Below are 20,482 nucleotides of genomic sequence, written 5' to 3'. Positions count from 1 at the left end.
GCGTGAAGCGCTTATGACGCGGGATAATACGCCAATATCCCATCTGAGAAAGCTTGATTTTTAAGGACTTTATATTCGTGATATAGTACGTATATACATACTATGTACCACAATACTAAATCGACGGAGACCCCATGGCTCGCGGCGGCATAAACAAAGCAGTAGTTCAAACGGCACGCCTGGCGATCCTTGCCCGCGGCGAGAACCCAAGCATCGACGCAGTACGCATCGAAATGGGCAATACCGGTTCGAAAACCACGATCCATCGCTACCTGAAGGAGCTGGACGACAGCGAAAGTCGCCTAACCATCACCGAAGCGCCGATTGACGACGAGCTGGGTGAACTGGTTTCGCGACTGGCTCAGCGCTTAAAAGAGAAGGCTCAAGAGCCGATTGACCTGGCCTTGGCGCAGTTCGAACAGCAGAAAGCTGCCCTGCTTGCCGAGCTCGACGCGCTTCAAGAGGCCCACGGCCAACTCAAGCAGCAATTCGATATTCAGGCCGCGGCGCTGGCAGAAGAAAGCGCTGCGCTGCAAACAGCCAGTACCAGTCTTCAGACCGAGCAAACCCGTAATGCAGGGCTTAGCCAGGCGTGCAGTGATTACGAGCTGAGGATTAGCGATAAGGACGAACAGATTCGCTCACTGGAAGAAAAGCACCTTCACGCCCGCGACGCGCTGGAGCACTACCGCAATGCGATCAAGGAGCAACGCGAGCAGGAGCAGCGGCGCCATGAAGGCCAGCTGCAGCAGGTACAGGCGGAACTGCGCCAGGCCCAACAAAGCGCTATGGTGCGCCAGGATGAGATCACTCAACTGCATCGCGACAACGAGCGCCTACTGATCGAGCATCGGGTGACGGCGAAGGAATTGACGAAGCTGCAGGAGCAAACCCGCAAAGATCAAGCGCAGCAGGCGAAGCTGAGCGAACAGATGAACCAGATAGATAGCGAGCGCGCCCTGCTTCAAGAGCGTCTGCGGGTAGCCGTGCTGGAAAGCCAGTCACGCCAGGAAGCGCTGACCGAACACCAGCACGCCAATAAGACCCTGGAACTGGATCTTATCAAGGCTCAGGCCAGTATCGAGGCATTGCGACTGGCGGCCGTCGTTGCAACGGCGCCAGAGGCAACGCCTAAAGCCTGATCAGTCCGCCACAGGCGTGCGCATGGTGACGAACTCTTCCGCCGCCGTAGGGTGCACGCCGATGGTTTCATCGAAGTGACGCTTGGTGGCGCCGGCCTTGAGCGCAATCGCAAGGCCCTGGACGATCTCACCCGCGTCCGGGCCGACCATATGGCAACCCAGCACCTTGTCGGTATCGGCATCAACCACCAATTTCATCAGGGTTTTCTCCTGGCAATCCGTCAGGGTCAACTTCATTGGCCGGAAACGGCTTTCGAAGATCTGCACCTTATGGCCGTTCTTTTTCGCCTCTTCTTCCGTCAAGCCGACAGTGCCGATATTCGGCAAGCTGAATACCGCCGTCGGGATCATTGCGTAATCCACCGGGCGATATTGCTCAGGCTTGAAGAGGCGACGCGCCACAGCCATGCCTTCGGCCAGCGCCACCGGCGTCAACTGCACGCGACCGATCACATCACCGATAGCCAGAATTGATGCTTCGGTGGTTTCGTACAGGTCATTGACCTGAACAAAGCCGCGCTCATCCAACGTGACGCCTGTGTTTTCCAGCCCCAGGTTATCCAGCATCGGACGCCGGCCCGTGGCGTAGAAGACGCAATCGGTTTCCAGTACACGACCATCCTTCAGCGTGGCCTTAAGGCTACCGTCGGCTTGTTTTTCAATGCGTTCGATATCGGCATTGAATTGCAGGTCCAGGCCACGCTTGGTCAGCTCTTCCTGCAGGTGCTTGCGCACCGCACCATCAAAACCACGCAGGAACAGATCGCCGCGATACAGCAGCGACGTCTTAGCACCCAACCCATGGAAAATACCCGCGAACTCAACGGCGATATAACCACCACCCACGACCAGCACGCGCTTGGGCAGCTCTTTAAGGAAGAACGCCTCGTTGGAGCCGATGGCGTGCTCACGCCCTGGAATATCCGGAATCTGCGGCCAGCCGCCAGTTGCGATCAGGATGTGTTTGGCGGTGAAACGCTCGCCATTGATCTCCACTTGATGCGGATCAACCAAGCGCGCATGCCCTTCATGCAGGGTCACGCCACTATTGACCAGCAAGTTGCGGTAGATGCCATTGAGGCGGTTGATCTCGCGATCCTTGTTGGCGATCAGCGTCGCCCAATCAAAATTCGCCTCCCCAAGGGACCAGCCAAAGCCACTGGCCTGCTCGAAGTCTTCGGCAAAATGCGCGCCGTACACCAACAGCTTCTTAGGTACGCAGCCCACGTTAACGCAGGTGCCGCCCAAATAGCGGCTTTCCGCCACGGCTACCTTGGCGCCAAAGCCCGCAGCAAAGCGCGCCGCACGAACACCGCCGGAACCGGCGCCAATTACATACAGATCAAAATCGTAGGCCATTTCACTCTCCTCGGCAGGACATCAGCATACCGACTTACATGGGGCTGAAAAACGAAAAAGCCACCCGAAGGTGGCTTTTTAGCAGCAGGCAAGCGTGAATCAGTAAGCCTTGCCAGTCTTGTAGAAGTGCTCGTAGCAGAAGTTGGTTGCTTCGATGTAGCCTTCGGCGCCACCGCAGTCAAAACGACGACCCTTGAACTTGTACGCGATCACGCAACCGTCTTTGGCCTGCTTCAACAGGGCGTCGGTGATTTGGATCTCACCACCCTTGCCTGGCTCGGTTTCTTCGATCAGCTTGAAGATGTCCGGAGTCAGGATGTAACGACCGATGATCGCCAGATTCGACGGTGCATCTTCAGGCGCCGGCTTCTCAACCATGTCGCGTACGCGGATCAGGCCATCACCAATGTCGTCACCGGCGATCACGCCGTACTTGTTGGTCTCTTGAGGATCAACTTCTTGAACCGCAACGATGGTGCAACGGTATTTCTGGTACAGCTTGACCATTTGGGTCAGTACGCCGTCGCCTTCCAGGTTCACACACAGGTCGTCCGCGAGCACCACGGCGAACGGTTCGTCACCGATCAGCGGGCGACCGGTCAGGATGGCGTGGCCAAGGCCTTTCATCTGGGTCTGACGGGTGTAGGAGAACGAGCACTCGTCCAGCAGCTTGCGGATACCGACCAGGTATTTTTCCTTGTCGGTGCCCTTGATTTGGTTTTCCAGCTCGTAGCTGATGTCGAAGTGGTCTTCCAGGGCGCGTTTACCACGACCGGTAACGATGGAGATTTCGTTCAGACCGGCATCCAATGCCTCTTCGACGCCGTACTGAATCAGTGGCTTGTTTACCACCGGCAGCATCTCTTTAGGCATGGCCTTGGTCGCTGGCAAGAAGCGAGTGCCGTAACCGGCTGCTGGGAACAAGCATTTCTTGATCATATAAGTCCTTACAAAGGGCTGTGCGTACGGAATTCGGCGCAGTCTAATCACGCCGCAGTCACCTTACAATGGGTCCTGCTGGCGTTGCGATGTCAACATAGAGAAAAAATGTCGGCGTAAGTTCCACTTATCTTACGAAGAACGTTTGGACCGCCACGGCAAAAAATGCCCCCGCGCCCCTGTTTAAAAGAGCGTAAACCCTTTTAGCACGCTTTCAAGGCCGGAACACTGCCTTGGAATAACTTGCGCGGCTGCTCGGCATTTGGCGCTATCATGATGACCTTGAACCAGACCACGAGATTGTTAATAGATGTCAGAACCCAAAGGCGTGAACGGCTACCTGATCACCAAGCGAGCAGACGGCTGGCACCTGATCAACTTCCACGGCGACAGCGTCGCGGGCGTTTTCGAGACCGAGAGCATGGCGATTGCCGTAGCCGAAGTGTTTGTGGATGAAGCGGGCCACGCGTCGAGCAAACGACCGAAGACCAAGTAAGCCTACAGGCCTACGCAAAAAGCCCCCGATTCAAGGGGCTTTTTTTGTGTTTATCTGTACCTAGATGGCAGTTCGCTATAATCTGCCGAAAACGCCCCACGACAGTGTCAGCGCCCTTCCCACACCCTCGACGACGAACACTCATGAACAAACTTCTGGCACTGACTGCGGTACTGGCGCTTGCCGGCTGCACCACCACTTCCGATGTCTACCTAAAAAACGGCGAGCAAGGCCTGACCATCGACTGCTCCGGCGAAGCCAACTCTTGGGCCAGCTGCTACGAAAAAGCCGACGCCTCCTGCGCAGGCACCGGCTATCGCATCGTCGGCACAGAGGGCACGCCATCCTTGAAGGAAAGCGACAAGACCTTGGGCCAGGACGTCGGCAATTTTAAAAACCGCAGTGTGGTGGTGGTCTGCAAGTAACTGCAGGCTACAAGTGGATCTCGGCAAACTTGATGCCCAGCTCCCTTAGGATCTCGGTCAGCTCATCAAGGCTGGCAAAGGATTCGACCTCATCCTGATCATCGACCAGGAAATAACTGCGCCCCCCGCTTTTCTTGAAGAACACGATCCACTCGCCAAGGTCGGCAGGATTCTGGATGACATGGGTCGCCGAGATTTGCCCCTCGGCCTGCCGGGCTTGGACGTGTTCACGCTTCATATCTGATTTTTCCACAACGGCATCAGCCAGAAATGCATTCTTCCCCGGCCTTCTTTACGTCGCCCGGGCGGATCGGCACGTTGGACATGCTCTCGTACAGCTTGATGCTGCTACCACTGGAACGCTCGTCAATTTCGAAAATAGCCGAAGGATCGGCCGAGAACTTCTGTGGAACGATCACCTGCACGCCACCGTCCTTATGCGGCTCGATCTGGGGCGGCCGGCGGGTAGTAGATAGTTTCCGAACCACACACGCGGCGTATTCCTGAGGTTTCTTCCCCGAAATGACCGCCAGCGTCGGTGGGGTCTGCTTGATATCTGCAACCGAAGCACACCCACCTATCGCCAAGGCCAGAACCAACACACTCCACTTCATACAAAATCTCCACTTAAAGACCCTACGACAGCCGGGATGGTAATTTTCTCCCGCCCACGTAGGATTTATCCCTGATTACTCGGTAAATAACTGTTTTAAATTGTCGACGACGTTGAAGACAGGCCGATAATAAACGCGCTGGGGCTGATAAACTCCATCTTAACCTACGTATCGTTCTGATTTTTCAGAAAAAGCCCTTCTGGAGACACCCTCATGAAATTCATTCACCAGCGCGAGCACCTCAATGAGGGAGATATCGTCGTCATCGAATGCTCGCAGACTTGCAATATCCGCCTGATGAGCGATGCGAATTTTCGCAGCTTTAAAAATGGCGGCCGTCACACTTACCACGGCGGCGCGTTCGACAAGTTTCCCGCCAAGATCACTGCTCCCAGCACCGGATTTTGGAACATTACCCTGGATGTAGTGACCCGCCGCGCCATCAGCGTTACGCGCAAACCCGCGCTGTCCCACAAGATTCGCATTGTACGTCGCACCAGCACCAAGCTGAGCTGATTCGAACACGCCACAGGAAATCACCGTGACCACCACCAAATACGTAATCAAGTACAAACTCAACGGCGAGCGCCGCTTTGAGTTCGCCCAACTGACGACCAACAGCGTGGAAGAGGCCTTGCAGGCTTTGGCGAAAATCCATGATGCCAGTGATGTGATCACCGACATCAATGTGAGCAAGGCGCTGTAAGAACATGCCCGGCCCCACAGCCGACCTTTTCGCCGATGACGCCTTGCAACAACCCGCGGGGCGCGAGCAAATTGGTGAACAGTCCTACGTATTTCGGGGCTTCGCCCTGCCGTGGATTGAGCGGCTTCTGCCCGAGTTGCGGCGCGTGCTGGCCCAATCCCCGTTTCGGCAAATGGTCACCCCTGGTGGTTTCACCATGTCCGCGGCGCTGAGTAGTTGCGGCGCCCTGGGTTGGACCACCGACACCAGCGGTTACCGCTACAGCCCGCTGGACCCGCGCAGTCAACAACCGTGGCCGGCACTGCCCGATGTTTTGCGACAACTTGCCGTCCTGGCGGCGGCAGACGCGGGGTTTATCGACTTCGCGCCCGACGCTTGCCTGATCAACCGCTACGTACCAGGCGCCAAAATGTCGCTGCATCAAGACAAGAATGAACGTCAGTACAGCGCGCCCGTGGTGTCGGTTTCGCTGGGGTTACCGGCGATTTTCCTTTTTGGTGGACACCAGCGCAGTGACAAAACCCAAAAGGTCTCGCTGTTCCATGGCGACGTGGTTGTCTGGGGCGGCGTTGATCGCCTGCGTTTTCATGGTGTGATGCCGATCAAGGAAGGCGTGCACCCGATCATGGGCCCGCAACGCATCAACCTGACTTTTCGCACCGCTGGCTAATTTGAGCGCAAGCTTCGGAGTGCCTGACCGGCGCGGCACGGCTAATCTGGCCGGGATCCGTCAAGAGTGCCGAACATGACTACCGAACAAGATCCGCGCTGGGCGGCGATACTCGCCCGTGATTCCAAGGCCGACACACTGTTCGTCTACGGTGTGAAAACCACCGGCGTGTATTGCCGCCCCAGCAGCGTCTCGCGCTTGCCGCGCCCGGAAAATATCGAATTCTTCGACACACCCGCGCAGGCCGAAGCAGCCGGTTATCGTCCCAGCAAACGCGCCGCCGGTGATCAGACTCAACGGGCCGCGCAAGCCGCACAACGGGTGGCCGACGCCTGCCGCCATATCGAGCAGGCAGAAATCCCACCCAACCTCAACACCCTCGCCACCCTCGCCGGGCTGAGCCCTTTCCATTTCCATCGGATCTTCAAAGCCGTCACCGGCTTGACGCCGAAGGGCTACGCCAGCGCACATCGCTCACAAAAAGTGCGCAATGGACTCAAGGCAAAACAGACGGTGACCGATGCCTTGTACGACGCTGGCTTCAACTCTAATAGCCGCTTTTATGAATCAGCCGACCAGTTGCTGGGGATGAAACCCAGTGACTACAAGGCCGGCGGCACCAACAGTGCAATCCTGTTTGCTGTCGGAGAATGTTCACTGGGTTCGATTCTGGTGGCCCAGAGCAGCCGCGGGGTGTGCGCGATCCTGCTGGGGGATGAGCCGGACCAACTGGTGCGTGACCTGCAAGACCAGTTTCCCAACGCTGACCTGGTGGGAGCCGACCACAACTTCGAACAGCTGATCGCACACGTCGTAGGTTTCATCGAGGCACCCGCCCTCGGGCTGGATTTGCCGTTGGACCTGCGCGGCACCGCATTCCAGCAACGGGTCTGGCAGGCGTTGCGCGATATACCGGTAGGCGACACCGCGAGCTATGGGCAAATTGCCGAGCGCATTGGCGCGCCCAAGTCGTTCCGGGCTGTAGCCCAGGCCTGCGGCGCTAACCGTTTGGCGGTCGCGATTCCGTGTCACCGCGTGGTACGCAGCAATGGTGATCTGTCCGGCTATCGCTGGGGCGTTGAGCGCAAGCAGCAATTGCTCGACCGTGAACGCGACCACTAAACCCGCACGAAAACGCAACGTCGTCCAGTGAATAAAACGGACTGGCCGCACGGCGGATGCCCTGCTAAAACAGCGAAAAGTCCGACGATCGCTGGAGACGCACCCCATGAGCAACTGGCCAGACACGCGCATTCTCGACCTATTGAGCATCGACCTGCCCATCATTCAGGCGCCCATGGCCGGTGCCACTACCGCTGCAATGGTCATTGCGGCCTGCCAAGCCGGTGCACTCGGCTCAATGCCTGCGGCGACACTGAGTATCGAGCAATTGCGCGAGGCGCTGATCACTATTCGCCACGCCAGCGCCCGCCCTATCAACGTCAACTTCTTCTGCCACCAGCCGCCCGAAGCAGATGAAGCGCGGGATCGCCGCTGGAAGGCGTTGCTGGAGCCTTACTACCGTGAATTGGGCGCTGACTTTGAGGCGCCTACCCCTGTCAGTGACCGCGCCCCGTTCAACGACACTGCCTGCCGGGTAGTGGAAGAATTCCGACCCGAAGTCGTCAGTTTCCACTTCGGCCTGCCGGAAACATCCTTGTTGGACCGGGTAAAAGCCACCGGCGCCCGGGTGTTGTCGTCGGCCACCACCGTGGAAGAGGCCGTTTGGCTTGAACAGCACGGTTGCGACGCAATTATCGCCATGGGCAGTGAGGCCGGCGGGCATAGAGGATTATTCCTCAGTGATGACCTCAACACGCAGATAGGTCTGTTCGCCCTCTTACCCCAGATCGTCGACGCCGTGAAGGTGCCAGTGATTGCCGCCGGTGGTGTTGGCGATGCACGGGGTATTGTCGCGGCGTTTGCCTTGGGGGCGAGCGCGGTACAAATCGGCACCGCGTATTTATTCACGCCTGAAGCGACGGTCAGCGCGTCCCATCACCGCGCACTGCGTCACGCACAGGCCAGCGAAACTGCGCTGACCAACCTGTTCACCGGCCGTCCGGCGCGAGGCATCGTCAACCGGGTGATGCGTGAACTGGGTGCAATCAACCCGGCAGCACCCGCGTTTCCGCGTGCTGGCGGCGCTTTGATGCCCCTCAAGGCCAAGGATGAAGCGGGTTTCAGCAACCTGTGGTCAGGCCAGGCACTGCGCCTTGGCAAAGACATGACGACCTACGACCTGACCCGCGAACTGGCCGAACAAACGCTGGCCAAACTTAAATAGCCCAGAAATAGGTGGCAACTTTGCGCTGTACCGGCGATGGCTAACCGCTATATATTCCAATACATAGCGGTTAGCCCTTCTCCCTAGAACAAGCCGCACATCCCAAGGAGCTGCTTCATGATGATTCACGCCTCACGCCTTGCCTTGCTGGTCGCTGCATTCTCTTTCGGCTCCGCCCACGCTGATGAGGTGCAAGTGGCCGTCGCCGCCAACTTCACCGCGCCGATCCAGGCTATTGCCGCCGACTTCGAAAAAGACACCGGCCACAAGCTGGTTGCTGCCTACGGCGCGACCGGGCAGTTCTACACCCAGATCAAGAACGGTGCCCCGTTTGAAGTGTTCCTCAGCGCCGACGACACCACCCCGCAAAAACTCGAAAGCGAAGGCGACACGGTCAAAGGCACGCGCTTCACCTACGCCGTGGGCACCCTCGCGCTGTGGTCGGCCAAAGACGGCTATGTGGACGCCAAGGGTGAAGTCCTGAAGAAAAACGACTTCAAGCACCTGTCCATCGCCAACCCAAAAGCCGCACCTTACGGCCTGGCCGCGACCCAAGTACTGGCGAAAGAAGGCCTGACCGAGAAGGTCAAGGACAAGCTCGTCGAAGGCCAGAACATCACCCAGGCCTTCCAGTTCGTGTCCACCGGCAACGCAGAGCTGGGTTTTGTCGCCTTGTCGCAGATCTATAAAGACGGCAAAGTCACCAGCGGTTCGGCGTGGATTGTCCCCGCAGCCATGCACGACCCGATCAAACAAGACGCGGTGATCCTCAACAAAGGCAAAGACAGCGCCGCTGCCAAAGCGCTGGTCGAGTACCTCAAAGGGCCGAAAGCCGCTGCCGTCATTAAGTCCTACGGTTACGAGCTGGCCAAATAAATGCCCCTATCGAGTGCCGATTTTTCCGCTATCTGGTTGACCATCAAACTGGCGTCACTGACCACCGTGATCCTGCTGGTCATCGGCACTCCAATTGCCCTGTGGCTGTCGCGCACCCGCTCCTGGTGGCGCGGTCCCATCGGCGCGATAGTGGCCCTGCCGCTGGTGTTGCCACCCACGGTAATCGGCTTTTACCTGCTGCTGACCATGGGCCCCCATGGCTACTTCGGCCAGTTCACCCAATGGCTCGGCCTGGGCACCCTCACCTTCAGTTTCGCCGGGCTCGTCATTGGTTCGGTGATCTATTCCATGCCGTTCGTGGTGCAGCCTTTGCAAAACGCCTTCTCCGCCATCGGCACTCGCCCATTGGAAGTGGCCGCGACCTTGCGCGCCAATCCATGGGATACATTCTTTACGGTCATCCTGCCCCTGGCGCGCCCGGGGTTTATCACTGCCTCGATCCTCGGATTTGCCCACACTGTCGGGGAGTTTGGCGTGGTGCTGATGATCGGCGGCAATATCCCGGACAAGACCCGCGTGGTCTCGGTGCAGATCTACGACCATGTTGAAGCCATGGAATACGCCCAGGCCCATTGGTTGGCCGGCGCCATGGTGGTGTTCGCGTTCCTCGTGTTGCTGGCGCTCTACTCCAGCCGTAAAACCAAGATGGGCTGGAGCTGATGTCGATGATTGATGTACGCCTGCAACTCAACTATTCCGGCTTTGCCCTGGAGGTGGACCTCCATCTTCCAGGGCGTGGTGTCACCGCGCTGTACGGGCATTCAGGCTCCGGCAAGACCACCTGCCTGCGCTGCATCGCCGGGCTGGAGCGCGCCGCCGACGGTTTTATCCAGGTGAACGATGACGTCTGGCAAGACAGCCGCAGCGGGTTGTTCGTGCCGCCCCATAAACGCGCGCTGGGTTATGTGTTTCAGGAGGCCAGCCTGTTCCCGCACTTGTCGGTGCGGGCCAATCTGGAGTTTGGTCTCAAACGCATTCCCCGCCAGCAGCGCCGGGTGGACATGGCCCAGGCCACGGAGCTGTTGGGGATCGGTCACCTACTTGAGCGAAACCCCCAGCACTTGTCCGGCGGTGAACGCCAGCGCATCGGCATCGCCCGCGCCTTGCTCACCAGCCCGAAACTGCTGTTGATGGATGAACCGTTGGCCGCCCTCGACAGCCAGCGAAAAAATGAAATCCTGCCGTACCTGGAACGCCTGCACGACGAACTGGACATCCCGGTGCTGTACGTCAGCCATGCCCAGGATGAAGTCGCGCGCCTGGCGGACCACATCGTCCTGCTCAGTGACGGCAAGGCGTTGGCCAGCGGCCCGATCGGCGAAACCCTGGCGCGGCTCGACCTGCCGTTGGCGCGGGGCGACGATGCCGGCGTGGTGATCAACGGCACCGTCAGTGCCTATGACGCGGACTATCAGTTGCTGACGCTGCATCTGCCCGACAGCGCCCTGTCCATGCGCGTGGCCCATGCACCGCTGGCCGTGGGCAAAGCGCTGCGGGTCAAGGTGCAGGCGCGAGACGTCAGCCTCAGCCTGCAAGGATCGGAACCGAGCAGCATCCTCAACCGCTTGCCGGTAACGGTCATCCAGGAAATACCCGCAGACAACAGCGCCCACGTGCTTGTACGCCTGGAAGCCGAGGGCACGCCCCTGCTGGCGCGCATCACCCGCTTCTCCCGCGACCAGTTGCACTTGCATCCGGGCCAGACGCTGTGGGCACAAATCAAGGCAGTCGCGGTACTGGCGTAACCATTTGGCACGACCGCAAAACGCTGTGGTCAATCAGACATACCGGCCTGATTTGTTGCCAAGGAACCCGCTATGCCTGACTCCGCGATCCCCGCCGACCTGCCCCGCGACCTGCATTACGTTGACGACACCCAGCCCGGCATTCGCCGCAAACATGTGCGCGGCAAGTTCCAGTATTTCAATGCCAAGGCTGAGCGCATCACAGACAAGGACGAAATCAAACGTCTGAACGCCCTCGCCGTCCCGCCCGCCTACACCGACGTGTGGATCTGCGCCGACCCGCGCGGCCATCTGCAAGCCACCGGACGCGACGCCCGTGGACGCAAGCAATACCGCTACCACCCACGCTGGCGCGAAGTGCGCGACACCGACAAATACTCACGCCTGCAAGCGTTCGGTAGCGCACTGCCCAAGCTGCGCAAGCAGCTGGAAGCGCAACTGGCCGAACCCGGTTTCATCCGAGAAAAAGTGCTGGCCACGGTGGTGATGCTGCTGGACGCCACCTTGATTCGAGTCGGCAATACCCAGTACGCACGCGACAACAAATCCTACGGTTTGACCACGCTGCGTAACCGCCATGTGGACGTCAAGGGCAGCGAGATTCAGTTCCAGTTTCGCGGCAAAAGCGGCGTGGAGCATCAGGTCAGCGTCAAGGATCGACGCTTGGCGAACGTGGTCAAGCGCTGCATGGAATTGCCTGGGCAGGATCTGTTTCAGTATCTGGACGAAGACGGCGAGCGGCGCACCGTCAGTTCCCATGATGTAAATGCGTACCTGCACAGCCTCACCGGCGCCGACTTCACCGCCAAGGACTATCGCACCTGGGCCGGCACCGCCATGGCGCTCGCCGTGTTGCGTGAGTTGGAGTGGCAGCCGGAATCCGACGCCAAACGGCATGTGGTGGCCATGGTCAAGGACGTGGCCCGGCAGTTGGGGAATACACCGGCAGTGTGCCGCAAGTGCTATATCCATCCGGCAGTGCTGGAGCATTTCAGCCTGGGCGAACTGCACACCTTACCCAAGCCTCGGGTGCGCAAAGGGCTTAAGGCTGAGGAAGTCGCACTGGCCATGTTCCTTGAACAGCTCGCCAAGGCGAGTTAGGCTCTTCCTCCTTTCTGCCCTATGGGATGACCGCCGACGTGAACCACTAAGCCTTCCAGAATGTACCTGCAACGAGCCGCCTGGCGTGCTTGTTGGCCTGTTCGACATTGCTTTGGAGGTGCTGATGACTCACGTCAACCGGCTGCCCGCGTTGGTTTCCCTGCAACACCTGTCTTTCCAATTCGCCAACGGCGAAACCCTGCTGGAAGACCTCACGCTGTCCATCGACCTTACGCCCACCGGGATTGTGGGGCGCAATGGCCGGGGCAAAAGTGTTCTCGCCAAGCTGATCGCCGGGTTGCTTTCACCCTCCTCCGGCGCGCTGGATCGCCCGCCAAACGTGGCATATGTGCCACAGGCGGTTGTCGTCGAACCGGGGGATACCGTCGCCCAACTCACGGGAATCGCAGACGCCTTGGCGGCGTTGGAGCGCATGGCCCAAGGCACCGCCAGCGTGGAAGATCTGGCATTGATCAATGAACGCTGGGACCTCGCCGACCGCTTACGCAGCGCTTTGGATACAGCGGGGTTGTCACAGCTGAGTGCCAGCACGCCTGCCGAGCAACTCAGCGGTGGCCAACTGGCGCGGGTTGTGGTGATCGGTGCGCTGTTGTCTGCGCCGCAGTTGCTGGTGCTTGATGAGCCCACCAACCACCTCGACAGCGCAGGCCGCTCGTGGCTGCTGCGGGTCCTGGCTGATTGGCATGGCGGCCTGGTGGTGGTCAGCCATGATCGGCAGTTGCTCAATAGCCTGGGGCGCATCATCGAGCTGTCGCCCCTCGGCGTGCGGGTGTATGGCGGTAATTACGATGCCTATCGCGTGCAACGAGACAACCAGCAGCAGGCCGCTGTCGCCGCATTGGAGCACGCACGCCTGGAGCGCAGCCGCGAACGCAAGCGCCTGCAAAAGGACCACGACAGCCTGCAACGCAACGCAGCCCACTCCCGCAGGCAGGCGCAAGTCGCCAACATTGACCGATTCACCAAGGCACGCTGGAAAGGCGCGGCCACACAAATCGTCAGCACCGTACGCAGCACCCATCGGCACCGCAAAGAATATCTGGACAGCCAGGTGCGCCAGGCTTACGAGCGGGTACAGGATGAGTCGACAACGTTGCTCGCATTACCGGCGTCGACGGTGCCCAGCGGGCGCACAGTCGCGACCTTAATCGATGCCCAACTGCCGTGGCTGCCCGCGAGGTGCGTCAACATGCACCTCACAGGCCCGGTACGTGTCGCGGTGCAGGGGCCGAACGGTTGCGGCAAGTCCACGCTGCTCAAGCTGTTGGCTGGCCAATGGCAAGCGGTCACGGGGCAATGCAGCGTGCACGTGCCCAGTGCCTACATTGATCAGCATCTCACCCTGCTGGACAACCAGCGCTCGATCATCGAACAGCTCAACCTGCTCGGTACGCCACTGACCGAAGCCGAGTTGCGTGCGCGCCTGGCCTTGCTGCAACTGGACGCCCTGCGCGTGACACAACCCGCGGTGCAACTCAGCGGCGGCGAACGTTTGAAAGCCGCCATGGCGATTGCCCTGTGGCGCCACGTGCCCGCGCAACTGTTGCTGCTCGACGAGCCTACCAATCACTTGGACCTGGAATCGGTGAGGGCTTTTGAGCAGGCGCTGCAAGGGTTTAGCGGAGCGATGGTGGTGGTGTCTCATGATGAGGCGTTTGTGCAGGCGATCGGGCCGACGCACCGCTTGAACTGGACGCAGGAGGGCTGGCGCCTGGAAGCTGTCTGAGGTCATTGCATGCGTGGTCAAAGCGCCCTACCGTAGTGGCCGGATAATCTCACCGTGGAGCCCGGTCCTATGCTGCCTTCGTCCCGAAAGCCTTACGTCAATGCTGCACTTGCCCATCGACAGCGTTGGCGCGGCCGGGTCGGCATGATGCTGGTGGCCAGTCTTTCGGTGCTGGCGGGCATGACCGACGCCATCGGTTTTATGGCCAGCGGCGACTTCGTTTCGTTCATGAGCGGCAACACCACGCGCCTTGCGGTGGCAATCAGTGCCGGGGACTTGGGGCTGACGGCGCGATTGTTATTGCTGGTCGCCACCTTCGTGGTCGGCAACGCATTGGGCGTAGTAGTGAGTCGTTTTGGCAAGCGGCATGCACTACCTTTGCTGTTGTGTATTGCTGCGTTGTTGTGCGCAGGCGCGCTGTGGCCGTCAGACGATACCTTGCCCGCGTTGCTGGCAGCGATCATTGCAATGGGCATGCTTAATGCGGCCGTCGAAGAGGTCAACGGTTTGCCCGTAGGCCTTACCTACGTCACGGGTGCGTTGTCTCGTTTTGGCCGTGGCCTGGGGCGTTGGATGCTGGGCGAGCGTCGCAACGGTTGGCGGGTGCAGTTGATCCCGTGGGGCGGCATGTTTGTGGGGGCCGTGATCGGCGCGTTGCTGGAGCAGCAGATGGGCCTGAAGGCGTTGCTGGTCAGCGCTGTGTTGGCTGGGGTGTTGGGGGTGGTGTCACTGAAGATCCCTCGTCGCTGGCACTTGGGTTTCATGCCGCGATAAGGGGAAAAGATGCTCGCCCGACAATTTGGCCTCGACGTCCTTGTACTGGTAAAGAGCCATCAAGCCGGGCGAGCAGTGAGAATGATAAGCGAATGTCCGGCGGCTGTCCCGCCGGGCGTTTCCTAAACAGACTAAGGCAAGGGACTACAGACAAGTCGCCAGCGCGGCCAAACGACGCTTGGCGGGCATCTCATCCTCGGCGGCGTAGTATTTGACGGACGATCCGGCACCCGCACTTTGCACGTCGACGAAGTAATCGCCACCGGTGGTGTAGACGGTGAAACCACCCGCCCCGTTCGGCTCTTTGAAGCCGCCGGCATCGACGCCAAACACGCTTTCATCCTGCCAGCCAAACTGGATGCACTCGGCAACCACCAGGGTGGCCTTGTCCGATGCCAGAGTCTTGTAGGGGGCTCCCGAACGGGCTTCGTTCATCTTCGAACCTGCGCAGCCGGTCAGTGCCGCCAATACCAATGCGCCCATTACCACCTTGTACATGCCATCGCCTCCATGAAAAAAACGCGACTGTAGCATTGCCGCGCAGCTGACTGACGCCTGGATGAACTTTGTTTCACTGTGACGCAGGAGCGCGCCACCTATAGTGGCCTGGCTCATTTTTAGAAGTCTCCCTTCTGCCCGCCCTCCCGCGGGCTTTTTTTTGCCTGCGCGTCAGAGCCACCAGCGGAACAGATAGAACAACGCCATGCTCAGCAGCACTGTAAGCAGCACATTGCGCGTCCAGAACATCAACGCGACCGCACTGATACCCGCCAGCAAATAGGGATTGGCCGGACTCAGGTTGAGCTGATGGTCAGCAAGAAAAATAATCGGCCCGCAAATCGCTGTCAGCATCCCCGGCACGGCAAACCCGAGAAACTCCCGAGCGCCACGGTTGAGGCGCACCGGCAGGCGCGGTTCGATAAACAGGTAGCGGTTGAGAAATACCACCAGGCCCATGGCCACAATCATCAGGTAAATCATCGCTGCCCTACTCCCAATCGCTTGCAGACAAACCCTGCACTCATGCCCAGCACGCCGGACACCACCACTGCTGACTCCCAGTGCAGGAAACTCAGCCACACCGAACACAGCAGCGACGCCGCCACGCAGACCACGGTCGGCACATCCCGCACAACGGGAGTGATCAGAGCGATAAACGTCGCGGCAATGGAAAATTCCAGGCCCAGTTGATCAAGACCGGGAATGCTTTTGCCCAACACGATGCCGGCCAGGGTGAACAGGTTCCAGGCGATATAAAACGTCAGGCCGACGCCCAAGGCATACCAGCGATTGAAGGTCTGGCGATCATAGTGGCTGACCAGGGCGAAGAACTCATCGGTCAGTAGAAACCCCAGGCTCATGCGCCAACGGCTATTAAGTGCCGACAACGTGGGGCGCATATGCATGCCGTACAGCAGATGCTGGGACGTCAGCAGCAAGGTGGTCAGCACGATGGAAATCAGGCTGGCGCCACTCTTGACCATCCCGATGGCAACCAGTTGCGCAGCACCGGCGAACACAATGGCGGAAAGGCCTTGGGCCTGCAGCGGGGTGAATTGCGCATCGATAGCCATGGAGCCGGCCAGCAGCCCCCAAGGGGCACACGCCAGGGACAAGGGAATAACGGCGATGGCGCCGCGAGCGAAGGCGTAATGAGGTAAGGCAGTAGGCATGGAGACGGCTCATCGACAGACAGTCGACAAGCATGCCAGCGTAATCAGGGAGTTGTCTTGAACGATCTTGCTCAAGCGAGCTTTACAGAGACCTGCTCCACCGAGTCGCGAGCTTCACGCAATTCGTAGGCGTCCTGGTTCAGACGATGAATCGTATTGAGCAAGCGTTGACGCAGCACTTCATCGCCGAGCTTTTCGACGGCGCGCATCAGGTCAAACGCCGCGGTTTCGTTATTTTCCGCGACGGAATCCAGGGTCTTGCGCAGGTTACGAGTGGCACGGGTCACGCGGGGTCTTCCTTCTTCAGCAATGGGCGGGCACTTTAGGACATTCGTGTTTCATTTTAATTTCAATCACTTGTGGTTGATTTGTCGGTGTTTGATCCACGTCAATTGAAACAAGGTTTGGCTGAAATATCGGGAAATACGTATATTCCCTAACCCCCTTCATACAACCCGCCATGGTTGCAGACCACAACGGGCCAGCACCTGCCGCTGAGCCACCGGAGCGTTAATTCATGCTTGTCGCCGTTGCTATTTTTATCGCCACCATCGTCCTGGTTATCTGGCAGCCCAAGGGGCTTGGCGTCGGCTGGAGCGCCACCTTGGGCGCGATCCTGGCCCTCGCCTGCGGCGCGGTCAGCCTTTCGGACATCCCCGTGGTATGGCACATCATCTGGAACGCCACCGGCACGTTTGTCGCGCTGATCATCATCAGCCTGCTGCTGGATGAAGCCGGTTTCTTCGCCTGGACCGCGCTGCATGTGGCGCGTTGGGGCCGTGGACGCGGCCGTCGCTTGTTTGCCTATATGGTGCTGCTCGGTGCGCTGGTGTCGGCGCTGTTCGCCAATGACGGCGCGGCACTGATCCTTACTCCGATTGTCATGTCGATGCTGCTGGCCCTGCGTTTCTCGCCGGCGGCGACCCTGGCGTTCGTCATGGGTGCAGGCTTTATCGCCGACACTGCAAGCCTGCCGCTCGTGGTATCGAACCTGGTGAACATCGTCTCGGCGGACTACTTCAAGATCGGCTTCAACGAATATGCGGCGGTGATGGTTCCGGTCAACTTTGTCAGCGTCGCGGCCACGCTGGCGGTGTTGCTGTGGTTCTTCCGCCGCGACATCCCGCAAACCTACGACCCCGCCGACCTAGCCGACCCCGCCAGTGCCGTCCACGACCGTTCCACCTTCCGCGCTGGCTGGTGGGTGTTGGGCATCCTGCTGATCGGCTGTTTCGCGCTCGAGCCACTGGGCATTCCCATCAGTGCGATTTCCGCCGTGTGTGCCGTGCTCTTACTGGTCATCGCCGCCAAGGGCCATAAGATCTCCACGCGCAAAGTGCTGAAGGAAGCGCCGTGGCAGATCGTGATCTTTTCCTTGGGCATGTACCTGGTGGTCTACGGCCTGCGTAATGCTGGCCTCACGGATTACCTCGCCACCTGGCTCGACACCTTCGCCGAGTACGGCGTGTGGGGCGCGGCCATGGGCACCGGTGTGCTGACGGCCTTGCTGTCGTCAGTCATGAACAACCTGCCCACAGTGCTGATCGGCGCGTTGTCCATTGAGCACAGCCATGCCGTGGCCGTGGTTAAGGATGCGATGATCTACGCCAACGTCATCGGCAGCGACCTGGGCCCGAAAATCACCCCCATCGGCAGCCTCGCCACTTTGCTGTGGTTGCATATCCTGGCGCGCAAAGGCATCACCATCACTTGGGGTTACTACTTCAAGGTCGGGATTGTGCTGACCTTGCCGGTGCTGCTGGTCACCCTCGCCGCCCTCGCCCTGCGTCTGAGTATCTGACGGAGAATGCCGATGAAAGCCCTGCAACACGCCTGGCTTGGCAACTACGAAGTCAGCAGCACGGTTTGCACCGGCCTGACGTTCGCTCGCCATAGTCACGACGAGTGTGTGATCGGCGTGAACCTGGTGGGCGAGGAGAACGTCTGGCTGGACCGCAGGGAATTCGACGCCGGGCCGGGCAGCATTACGCTGTACAACCCAGGGCAGATTCAAGGCGGCGGTGCGGCGGATGGCGCGCCTTGGCAGTTCGTCAGCCTCTACGTCACGGCGGATCAATTGGCCGCGGACTTGGGCTTGGCGCACCTGGAATTTGATCGCCCGTTATGTTTTCAACCGCTGCTCGCGCAACGCCTGGCGGCGGCGGTGAAAGGCGCATTGAGCGCCGACACCTTGGTTCGCGAGCTGAACGAAGACGCCTTGGTGTCGCTGCTGGGAGAGGTGGTCGCGATCAGCGGCGTGCGTCTGCCCAGCCCCCCTGCCACGGCTAACCCCATGGTCAGCCGCGCCCAGGAGTTGCTGGCGGCGCACCTGCATCAATCGCTGCCGTTGGACCACCTCGGCGATGAGTTGGGGCTGTCCAAGTTCCACCTGCTGCGCGCCTTTCAGAAAGCCACCGGGCTCAGTCCTCGACAGTGGGCCATGCAACTGCGCACCCGTCGCGCCAAGGGTTTGTTGCGCATGGGCGCGCCAGCCTCGGACGTCGCCCATGACCTTGGGTTTGCCGACCAGAGCCACCTCAATCGGCATTTTCGCGCGGCTTACGGCATGACCCCGGGTCGTTACCAGAACGTCGTAAAACGTTGAACTGCGCAATCTGGTTCAAGACACCCTCCAACCTGCGCCTCACACTGCCCCCATCAATTGAAGGAACGCGGGCATGTTGACAATCTTTTTCTACGCGCTGGTATTCGGTTTTGTGTTTTGCCTCTCCCCTGGCGCCGTGCTGGCGGAGACCTTACGGCGCGGCTTGCTCCATGGCTTTACTCCCGCGCTGATGGTGCAGATCGGCTCACTGGTCGGTGACGCCGTCTGGGCCGTGATCGGCCTGACCGGCATTGCCCTGCTGATCCAGCACGACGCCGTGCGTGTGCCGCTGACCATTGTCTGCGCGCTGTACCTGGCGTGGCTCGGCGTGCGTAGCCTGATCGACGCCTGGCAGTTGCCTGAAGCCGGCAGCGCACCGGCCAGCTCTGGGCAGAATGCTTTGGCGGTGGGCGCGGCGATCTCGTTGGCCAATCCGAAGAACATTGTTTACTGGGGGGCATTGGGCAGTGCCTTGTCTGGCATTGTCGGCGCCACGCCCAGCCACGGGCAAACCTTGATGTTTTTTGCAGGCTTCATGCTGGCATCGGTGTTGTCCTGCTTTCTGATCGCGGCGCTGGTTAACCTGTTACGCAAAAACGCTTCGCCCCTATGGCAACGCATCAGTTATGGCGCCTGCGGGCTGGTATTGATATATCTGGCGATTCTCGCCGCGCACGGTATATGAAGTTATATAGCCAACAACTTCCGACGCGTTCTGTCTGAATGAAGTCTGAACACTGGTCAGTTTAATTAATCATGCATTGACAATTTTTAACTGTCTGACTAGATTGCCCCTGCCCGCAACTGGGGCCTTTTTTAAACCTCACAAAAGAAGCCAATGGACACAGTACCTAGTCGCTGTCCGAGCACCGCATTTGCGGGCGTCGGGCGCCAAACCCAGAATATGACAGGACTCGTCTCCCCGGTCCGGTAAGCTGCGCTAGAGCTTGATGCTCCACCGTAACTGCCTCACCGGATGCCCGTCCGGTCCCGAGGTGTGTTATGACCTTCCAACTCCTTGTTTTACCCGATGTACGCACGCTGGCCGCAGCCCTGCGCGCCAAGCCAGGCCGAGCACCCGCAGGCTTTTGCCCTGCCCGCTCGACCTTTGTTGCACCCTCCCCTCAAGTGCATCCAGCCCGACCGCTGGCGCACTGGCGTATCTGCCCGCAAAGCGGCCAATTGATGCAGCACTGGGATCATGCCGACCCTCAAGACCCGCAGAGACCGAAGGTTTCCAGCCTGGCTCAAGCCGGCTTGATGCTCGGTCTGTATGTGAGCGCTCGCGCCGCCTGACCTGGC

General features: G+C 59.5%; 26 protein-coding genes. 18 read left to right on the top strand and 8 right to left on the bottom strand.

The window, feature by feature from the left end; all coding sequences use genetic code 11:
* The first annotated feature begins 134 nt into the window (after positions 1-134).
* Positions 135-1,142, top strand: a complete 1,008-nt coding sequence (locus tag ACKZ62_RS13960) for a DNA-binding protein (protein WP_447096884.1) — start codon at positions 135-137, stop codon at positions 1,140-1,142.
* Here the strand turns inward: ACKZ62_RS13960 and gorA are convergent, their stop codons facing one another.
* Together gorA and galU are read right to left on the bottom strand one after the other, a co-directional pair.
* Positions 1,143-2,501, bottom strand: coding sequence for a glutathione-disulfide reductase (gene gorA, locus ACKZ62_RS13955; RefSeq protein WP_032885704.1), 1,359 nt, complete (start codon positions 2,499-2,501; stop codon positions 1,143-1,145).
* 99 nt (positions 2,502-2,600) lie between these two features.
* Positions 2,601-3,440: a UTP--glucose-1-phosphate uridylyltransferase GalU gene (galU, locus tag ACKZ62_RS13950; protein WP_003212579.1), complete on the bottom strand. Its 840-nt coding sequence runs from the start codon at positions 3,438-3,440 to the stop codon at positions 2,601-2,603.
* A gap of 310 nt (positions 3,441-3,750) precedes the next feature.
* Here galU and ACKZ62_RS13945 point away from each other — a divergent pair, with 310 nt between their 5' ends.
* Together ACKZ62_RS13945 and ACKZ62_RS13940 are read left to right on the top strand one after the other, a co-directional pair.
* On the top strand, positions 3,751-3,936 hold the full coding sequence (locus ACKZ62_RS13945) for a hypothetical protein (RefSeq protein ID WP_003191311.1): 186 nt from the start codon (positions 3,751-3,753) through the stop codon (positions 3,934-3,936).
* 143 nt (positions 3,937-4,079) lie between these two features.
* Positions 4,080-4,361 (top strand): hypothetical protein, encoded by a 282-nt coding sequence (locus ACKZ62_RS13940; RefSeq protein ID WP_032885705.1) that lies wholly within the window; start codon positions 4,080-4,082, stop codon positions 4,359-4,361.
* Between the two features lie 7 nt (positions 4,362-4,368).
* Here ACKZ62_RS13940 and ACKZ62_RS13935 read toward each other — a convergent pair whose 3' ends face one another.
* Both ACKZ62_RS13935 and ACKZ62_RS13930 read right to left on the bottom strand, forming a co-directional pair.
* A complete protein-coding gene (locus ACKZ62_RS13935; RefSeq protein ID WP_095184722.1) occupies positions 4,369-4,599 on the bottom strand; it encodes a hypothetical protein in 231 nt (76 codons plus the stop codon).
* Positions 4,600-4,621: 22 nt separating this feature from the next.
* The gene (locus ACKZ62_RS13930) at positions 4,622-4,975 is read right to left on the bottom strand and encodes a hypothetical protein (protein ID WP_032885707.1); all 354 of its coding nucleotides are present in this window, start codon (positions 4,973-4,975) and stop codon (positions 4,622-4,624) included.
* A 213-nt stretch (positions 4,976-5,188) separates the two neighbouring features.
* Between ACKZ62_RS13930 and ACKZ62_RS13925 the strand changes: the two genes are divergently transcribed.
* The 11 genes from ACKZ62_RS13925 to ACKZ62_RS13875 all read left to right on the top strand — a co-directional run bounded on the left by ACKZ62_RS13925 (position 5,189) and on the right by ACKZ62_RS13875 (position 14,902).
* A complete protein-coding gene (locus ACKZ62_RS13925; RefSeq protein WP_003173824.1) occupies positions 5,189-5,491 on the top strand; it encodes a DUF1883 domain-containing protein in 303 nt (100 codons plus the stop codon).
* Positions 5,492-5,516: 25 nt separating this feature from the next.
* On the top strand, positions 5,517-5,681 hold the full coding sequence (locus tag ACKZ62_RS13920; protein ID WP_095184721.1) for a hypothetical protein: 165 nt from the start codon (positions 5,517-5,519) through the stop codon (positions 5,679-5,681).
* Between the two features lie 4 nt (positions 5,682-5,685).
* Entirely contained in the window at positions 5,686-6,351 is a 666-nt protein-coding gene (gene alkB, locus ACKZ62_RS13915; RefSeq protein ID WP_442116214.1) for a DNA oxidative demethylase AlkB, read from the top strand.
* A 75-nt stretch (positions 6,352-6,426) separates the two neighbouring features.
* Entirely contained in the window at positions 6,427-7,473 is a 1,047-nt protein-coding gene (gene ada / locus ACKZ62_RS13910; protein WP_447096883.1) for a bifunctional DNA-binding transcriptional regulator/O6-methylguanine-DNA methyltransferase Ada, read from the top strand.
* A 106-nt stretch (positions 7,474-7,579) separates the two neighbouring features.
* A complete protein-coding gene (locus ACKZ62_RS13905; protein WP_447096882.1) occupies positions 7,580-8,638 on the top strand; it encodes an NAD(P)H-dependent flavin oxidoreductase in 1,059 nt (352 codons plus the stop codon).
* A 117-nt stretch (positions 8,639-8,755) separates the two neighbouring features.
* Positions 8,756-9,514 carry a molybdate ABC transporter substrate-binding protein gene (gene modA / locus ACKZ62_RS13900; RefSeq protein WP_095184717.1) on the top strand — a complete coding sequence of 253 codons (759 nt, stop codon included), beginning with the start codon at positions 8,756-8,758 and terminating at the stop codon, positions 9,512-9,514.
* Entirely contained in the window at positions 9,515-10,195 is a 681-nt protein-coding gene (modB, locus tag ACKZ62_RS13895) for a molybdate ABC transporter permease subunit (RefSeq protein WP_032885713.1), read from the top strand. It abuts the gene before it with no gap.
* A gap of 5 nt (positions 10,196-10,200) precedes the next feature.
* Positions 10,201-11,280 (top strand): molybdenum ABC transporter ATP-binding protein, encoded by a 1,080-nt coding sequence (modC, locus tag ACKZ62_RS13890; protein ID WP_032885752.1) that lies wholly within the window; start codon positions 10,201-10,203, stop codon positions 11,278-11,280.
* Positions 11,281-11,352: 72 nt separating this feature from the next.
* Positions 11,353-12,381 (top strand): DNA topoisomerase IB, encoded by a 1,029-nt coding sequence (locus ACKZ62_RS13885; protein ID WP_447096881.1) that lies wholly within the window; start codon positions 11,353-11,355, stop codon positions 12,379-12,381.
* Positions 12,382-12,505: 124 nt separating this feature from the next.
* The gene (locus tag ACKZ62_RS13880) at positions 12,506-14,128 is read left to right on the top strand and encodes an ABC-F family ATP-binding cassette domain-containing protein (protein ID WP_447096880.1); all 1,623 of its coding nucleotides are present in this window, start codon (positions 12,506-12,508) and stop codon (positions 14,126-14,128) included.
* Between the two features lie 69 nt (positions 14,129-14,197).
* Positions 14,198-14,902 (top strand): YoaK family protein, encoded by a 705-nt coding sequence (locus ACKZ62_RS13875; RefSeq protein ID WP_032885715.1) that lies wholly within the window; start codon positions 14,198-14,200, stop codon positions 14,900-14,902.
* Positions 14,903-15,046: 144 nt separating this feature from the next.
* Here the strand turns inward: ACKZ62_RS13875 and ACKZ62_RS13870 are convergent, their stop codons facing one another.
* The 4 genes from ACKZ62_RS13870 to ACKZ62_RS13855 all read right to left on the bottom strand — a co-directional run bounded on the left by ACKZ62_RS13870 (position 15,047) and on the right by ACKZ62_RS13855 (position 16,862).
* Positions 15,047-15,400 carry a hypothetical protein gene (locus ACKZ62_RS13870; protein WP_032885716.1) on the bottom strand — a complete coding sequence of 118 codons (354 nt, stop codon included), beginning with the start codon at positions 15,398-15,400 and terminating at the stop codon, positions 15,047-15,049.
* A 171-nt stretch (positions 15,401-15,571) separates the two neighbouring features.
* Positions 15,572-15,883, bottom strand: a complete 312-nt coding sequence (locus tag ACKZ62_RS13865; protein WP_032885717.1) for an AzlD domain-containing protein — start codon at positions 15,881-15,883, stop codon at positions 15,572-15,574.
* The gene (locus tag ACKZ62_RS13860) at positions 15,880-16,575 is read right to left on the bottom strand and encodes an AzlC family ABC transporter permease (RefSeq protein WP_447096879.1); all 696 of its coding nucleotides are present in this window, start codon (positions 16,573-16,575) and stop codon (positions 15,880-15,882) included. The genes ACKZ62_RS13865 and ACKZ62_RS13860 overlap by 4 nt, the downstream gene beginning before the upstream one ends.
* Positions 16,576-16,646: 71 nt before the next feature.
* On the bottom strand, positions 16,647-16,862 hold the full coding sequence (locus ACKZ62_RS13855; protein ID WP_003191339.1) for a hypothetical protein: 216 nt from the start codon (positions 16,860-16,862) through the stop codon (positions 16,647-16,649).
* Between the two features lie 230 nt (positions 16,863-17,092).
* On the opposite strand from ACKZ62_RS13855, the gene ACKZ62_RS13850 reads away from it, so the two are divergent.
* The 4 genes from ACKZ62_RS13850 (at position 17,093) to ACKZ62_RS13835 (ending at position 20,476) form a co-directional block, all read left to right on the top strand.
* Positions 17,093-18,376 carry an arsenic transporter gene (locus ACKZ62_RS13850; RefSeq protein WP_447096878.1) on the top strand — a complete coding sequence of 428 codons (1,284 nt, stop codon included), beginning with the start codon at positions 17,093-17,095 and terminating at the stop codon, positions 18,374-18,376.
* Positions 18,377-18,388: 12 nt separating this feature from the next.
* Complete coding sequence (locus ACKZ62_RS13845) at positions 18,389-19,180, top strand: helix-turn-helix domain-containing protein (RefSeq protein ID WP_447096877.1); 792 nt, start codon at positions 18,389-18,391, stop codon at positions 19,178-19,180.
* A 73-nt stretch (positions 19,181-19,253) separates the two neighbouring features.
* Positions 19,254-19,865, top strand: a complete 612-nt coding sequence (locus tag ACKZ62_RS13840; protein ID WP_095184709.1) for a LysE family transporter — start codon at positions 19,254-19,256, stop codon at positions 19,863-19,865.
* 317 nt (positions 19,866-20,182) lie between these two features.
* A complete protein-coding gene (locus ACKZ62_RS13835) occupies positions 20,183-20,476 on the top strand; it encodes a hypothetical protein (RefSeq protein WP_447096876.1) in 294 nt (97 codons plus the stop codon).
* The last annotated feature ends 6 nt before the right edge of the window (positions 20,477-20,482 follow it).

Source organism: Pseudomonas sivasensis (assembly GCF_052938085.1).
Note: the sequence above shows the minus strand (reverse complement) of the source record. Positions and strands in the feature narration are given on the sequence as shown.

Bases quoted from the DNA above. Each gene is read 5' to 3' on its own strand.
- ACKZ62_RS13960 (WP_447096884.1), top strand. From the start codon at position 135: ATGGCTCGCGGCGGCATAAACAAAGCAGTAGTTCAAACGGCACGCCTG.
- gorA (WP_032885704.1), bottom strand. From the start codon at position 2,501: ATGGCCTACGATTTTGATCTGTATGTAATTGGCGCCGGTTCCGGCGGT.
- galU (WP_003212579.1), bottom strand. From the start codon at position 3,440: ATGATCAAGAAATGCTTGTTCCCAGCAGCCGGTTACGGCACTCGCTTC.
- ACKZ62_RS13945 (WP_003191311.1), top strand. From the start codon at position 3,751: ATGTCAGAACCCAAAGGCGTGAACGGCTACCTGATCACCAAGCGAGCA.
- ACKZ62_RS13940 (WP_032885705.1), top strand. From the start codon at position 4,080: ATGAACAAACTTCTGGCACTGACTGCGGTACTGGCGCTTGCCGGCTGC.
- ACKZ62_RS13935 (WP_095184722.1), bottom strand. From the start codon at position 4,599: ATGAAGCGTGAACACGTCCAAGCCCGGCAGGCCGAGGGGCAAATCTCG.
- ACKZ62_RS13930 (WP_032885707.1), bottom strand. From the start codon at position 4,975: ATGAAGTGGAGTGTGTTGGTTCTGGCCTTGGCGATAGGTGGGTGTGCT.
- ACKZ62_RS13925 (WP_003173824.1), top strand. From the start codon at position 5,189: ATGAAATTCATTCACCAGCGCGAGCACCTCAATGAGGGAGATATCGTC.
- alkB (WP_442116214.1), top strand. From the start codon at position 5,686: ATGCCCGGCCCCACAGCCGACCTTTTCGCCGATGACGCCTTGCAACAA.
- ada (WP_447096883.1), top strand. From the start codon at position 6,427: ATGACTACCGAACAAGATCCGCGCTGGGCGGCGATACTCGCCCGTGAT.
- ACKZ62_RS13905 (WP_447096882.1), top strand. From the start codon at position 7,580: ATGAGCAACTGGCCAGACACGCGCATTCTCGACCTATTGAGCATCGAC.
- modA (WP_095184717.1), top strand. From the start codon at position 8,756: ATGATGATTCACGCCTCACGCCTTGCCTTGCTGGTCGCTGCATTCTCT.
- modB (WP_032885713.1), top strand. From the start codon at position 9,515: ATGCCCCTATCGAGTGCCGATTTTTCCGCTATCTGGTTGACCATCAAA.
- modC (WP_032885752.1), top strand. From the start codon at position 10,201: ATGATTGATGTACGCCTGCAACTCAACTATTCCGGCTTTGCCCTGGAG.
- ACKZ62_RS13885 (WP_447096881.1), top strand. From the start codon at position 11,353: ATGCCTGACTCCGCGATCCCCGCCGACCTGCCCCGCGACCTGCATTAC.
- ACKZ62_RS13880 (WP_447096880.1), top strand. From the start codon at position 12,506: ATGACTCACGTCAACCGGCTGCCCGCGTTGGTTTCCCTGCAACACCTG.
- ACKZ62_RS13875 (WP_032885715.1), top strand. From the start codon at position 14,198: ATGCTGCCTTCGTCCCGAAAGCCTTACGTCAATGCTGCACTTGCCCAT.
- ACKZ62_RS13870 (WP_032885716.1), bottom strand. From the start codon at position 15,400: ATGTACAAGGTGGTAATGGGCGCATTGGTATTGGCGGCACTGACCGGC.
- ACKZ62_RS13865 (WP_032885717.1), bottom strand. From the start codon at position 15,883: ATGATTTACCTGATGATTGTGGCCATGGGCCTGGTGGTATTTCTCAAC.
- ACKZ62_RS13860 (WP_447096879.1), bottom strand. From the start codon at position 16,575: ATGCCTACTGCCTTACCTCATTACGCCTTCGCTCGCGGCGCCATCGCC.
- ACKZ62_RS13850 (WP_447096878.1), top strand. From the start codon at position 17,093: ATGCTTGTCGCCGTTGCTATTTTTATCGCCACCATCGTCCTGGTTATC.
- ACKZ62_RS13845 (WP_447096877.1), top strand. From the start codon at position 18,389: ATGAAAGCCCTGCAACACGCCTGGCTTGGCAACTACGAAGTCAGCAGC.
- ACKZ62_RS13840 (WP_095184709.1), top strand. From the start codon at position 19,254: ATGTTGACAATCTTTTTCTACGCGCTGGTATTCGGTTTTGTGTTTTGC.
- ACKZ62_RS13835 (WP_447096876.1), top strand. From the start codon at position 20,183: ATGACCTTCCAACTCCTTGTTTTACCCGATGTACGCACGCTGGCCGCA.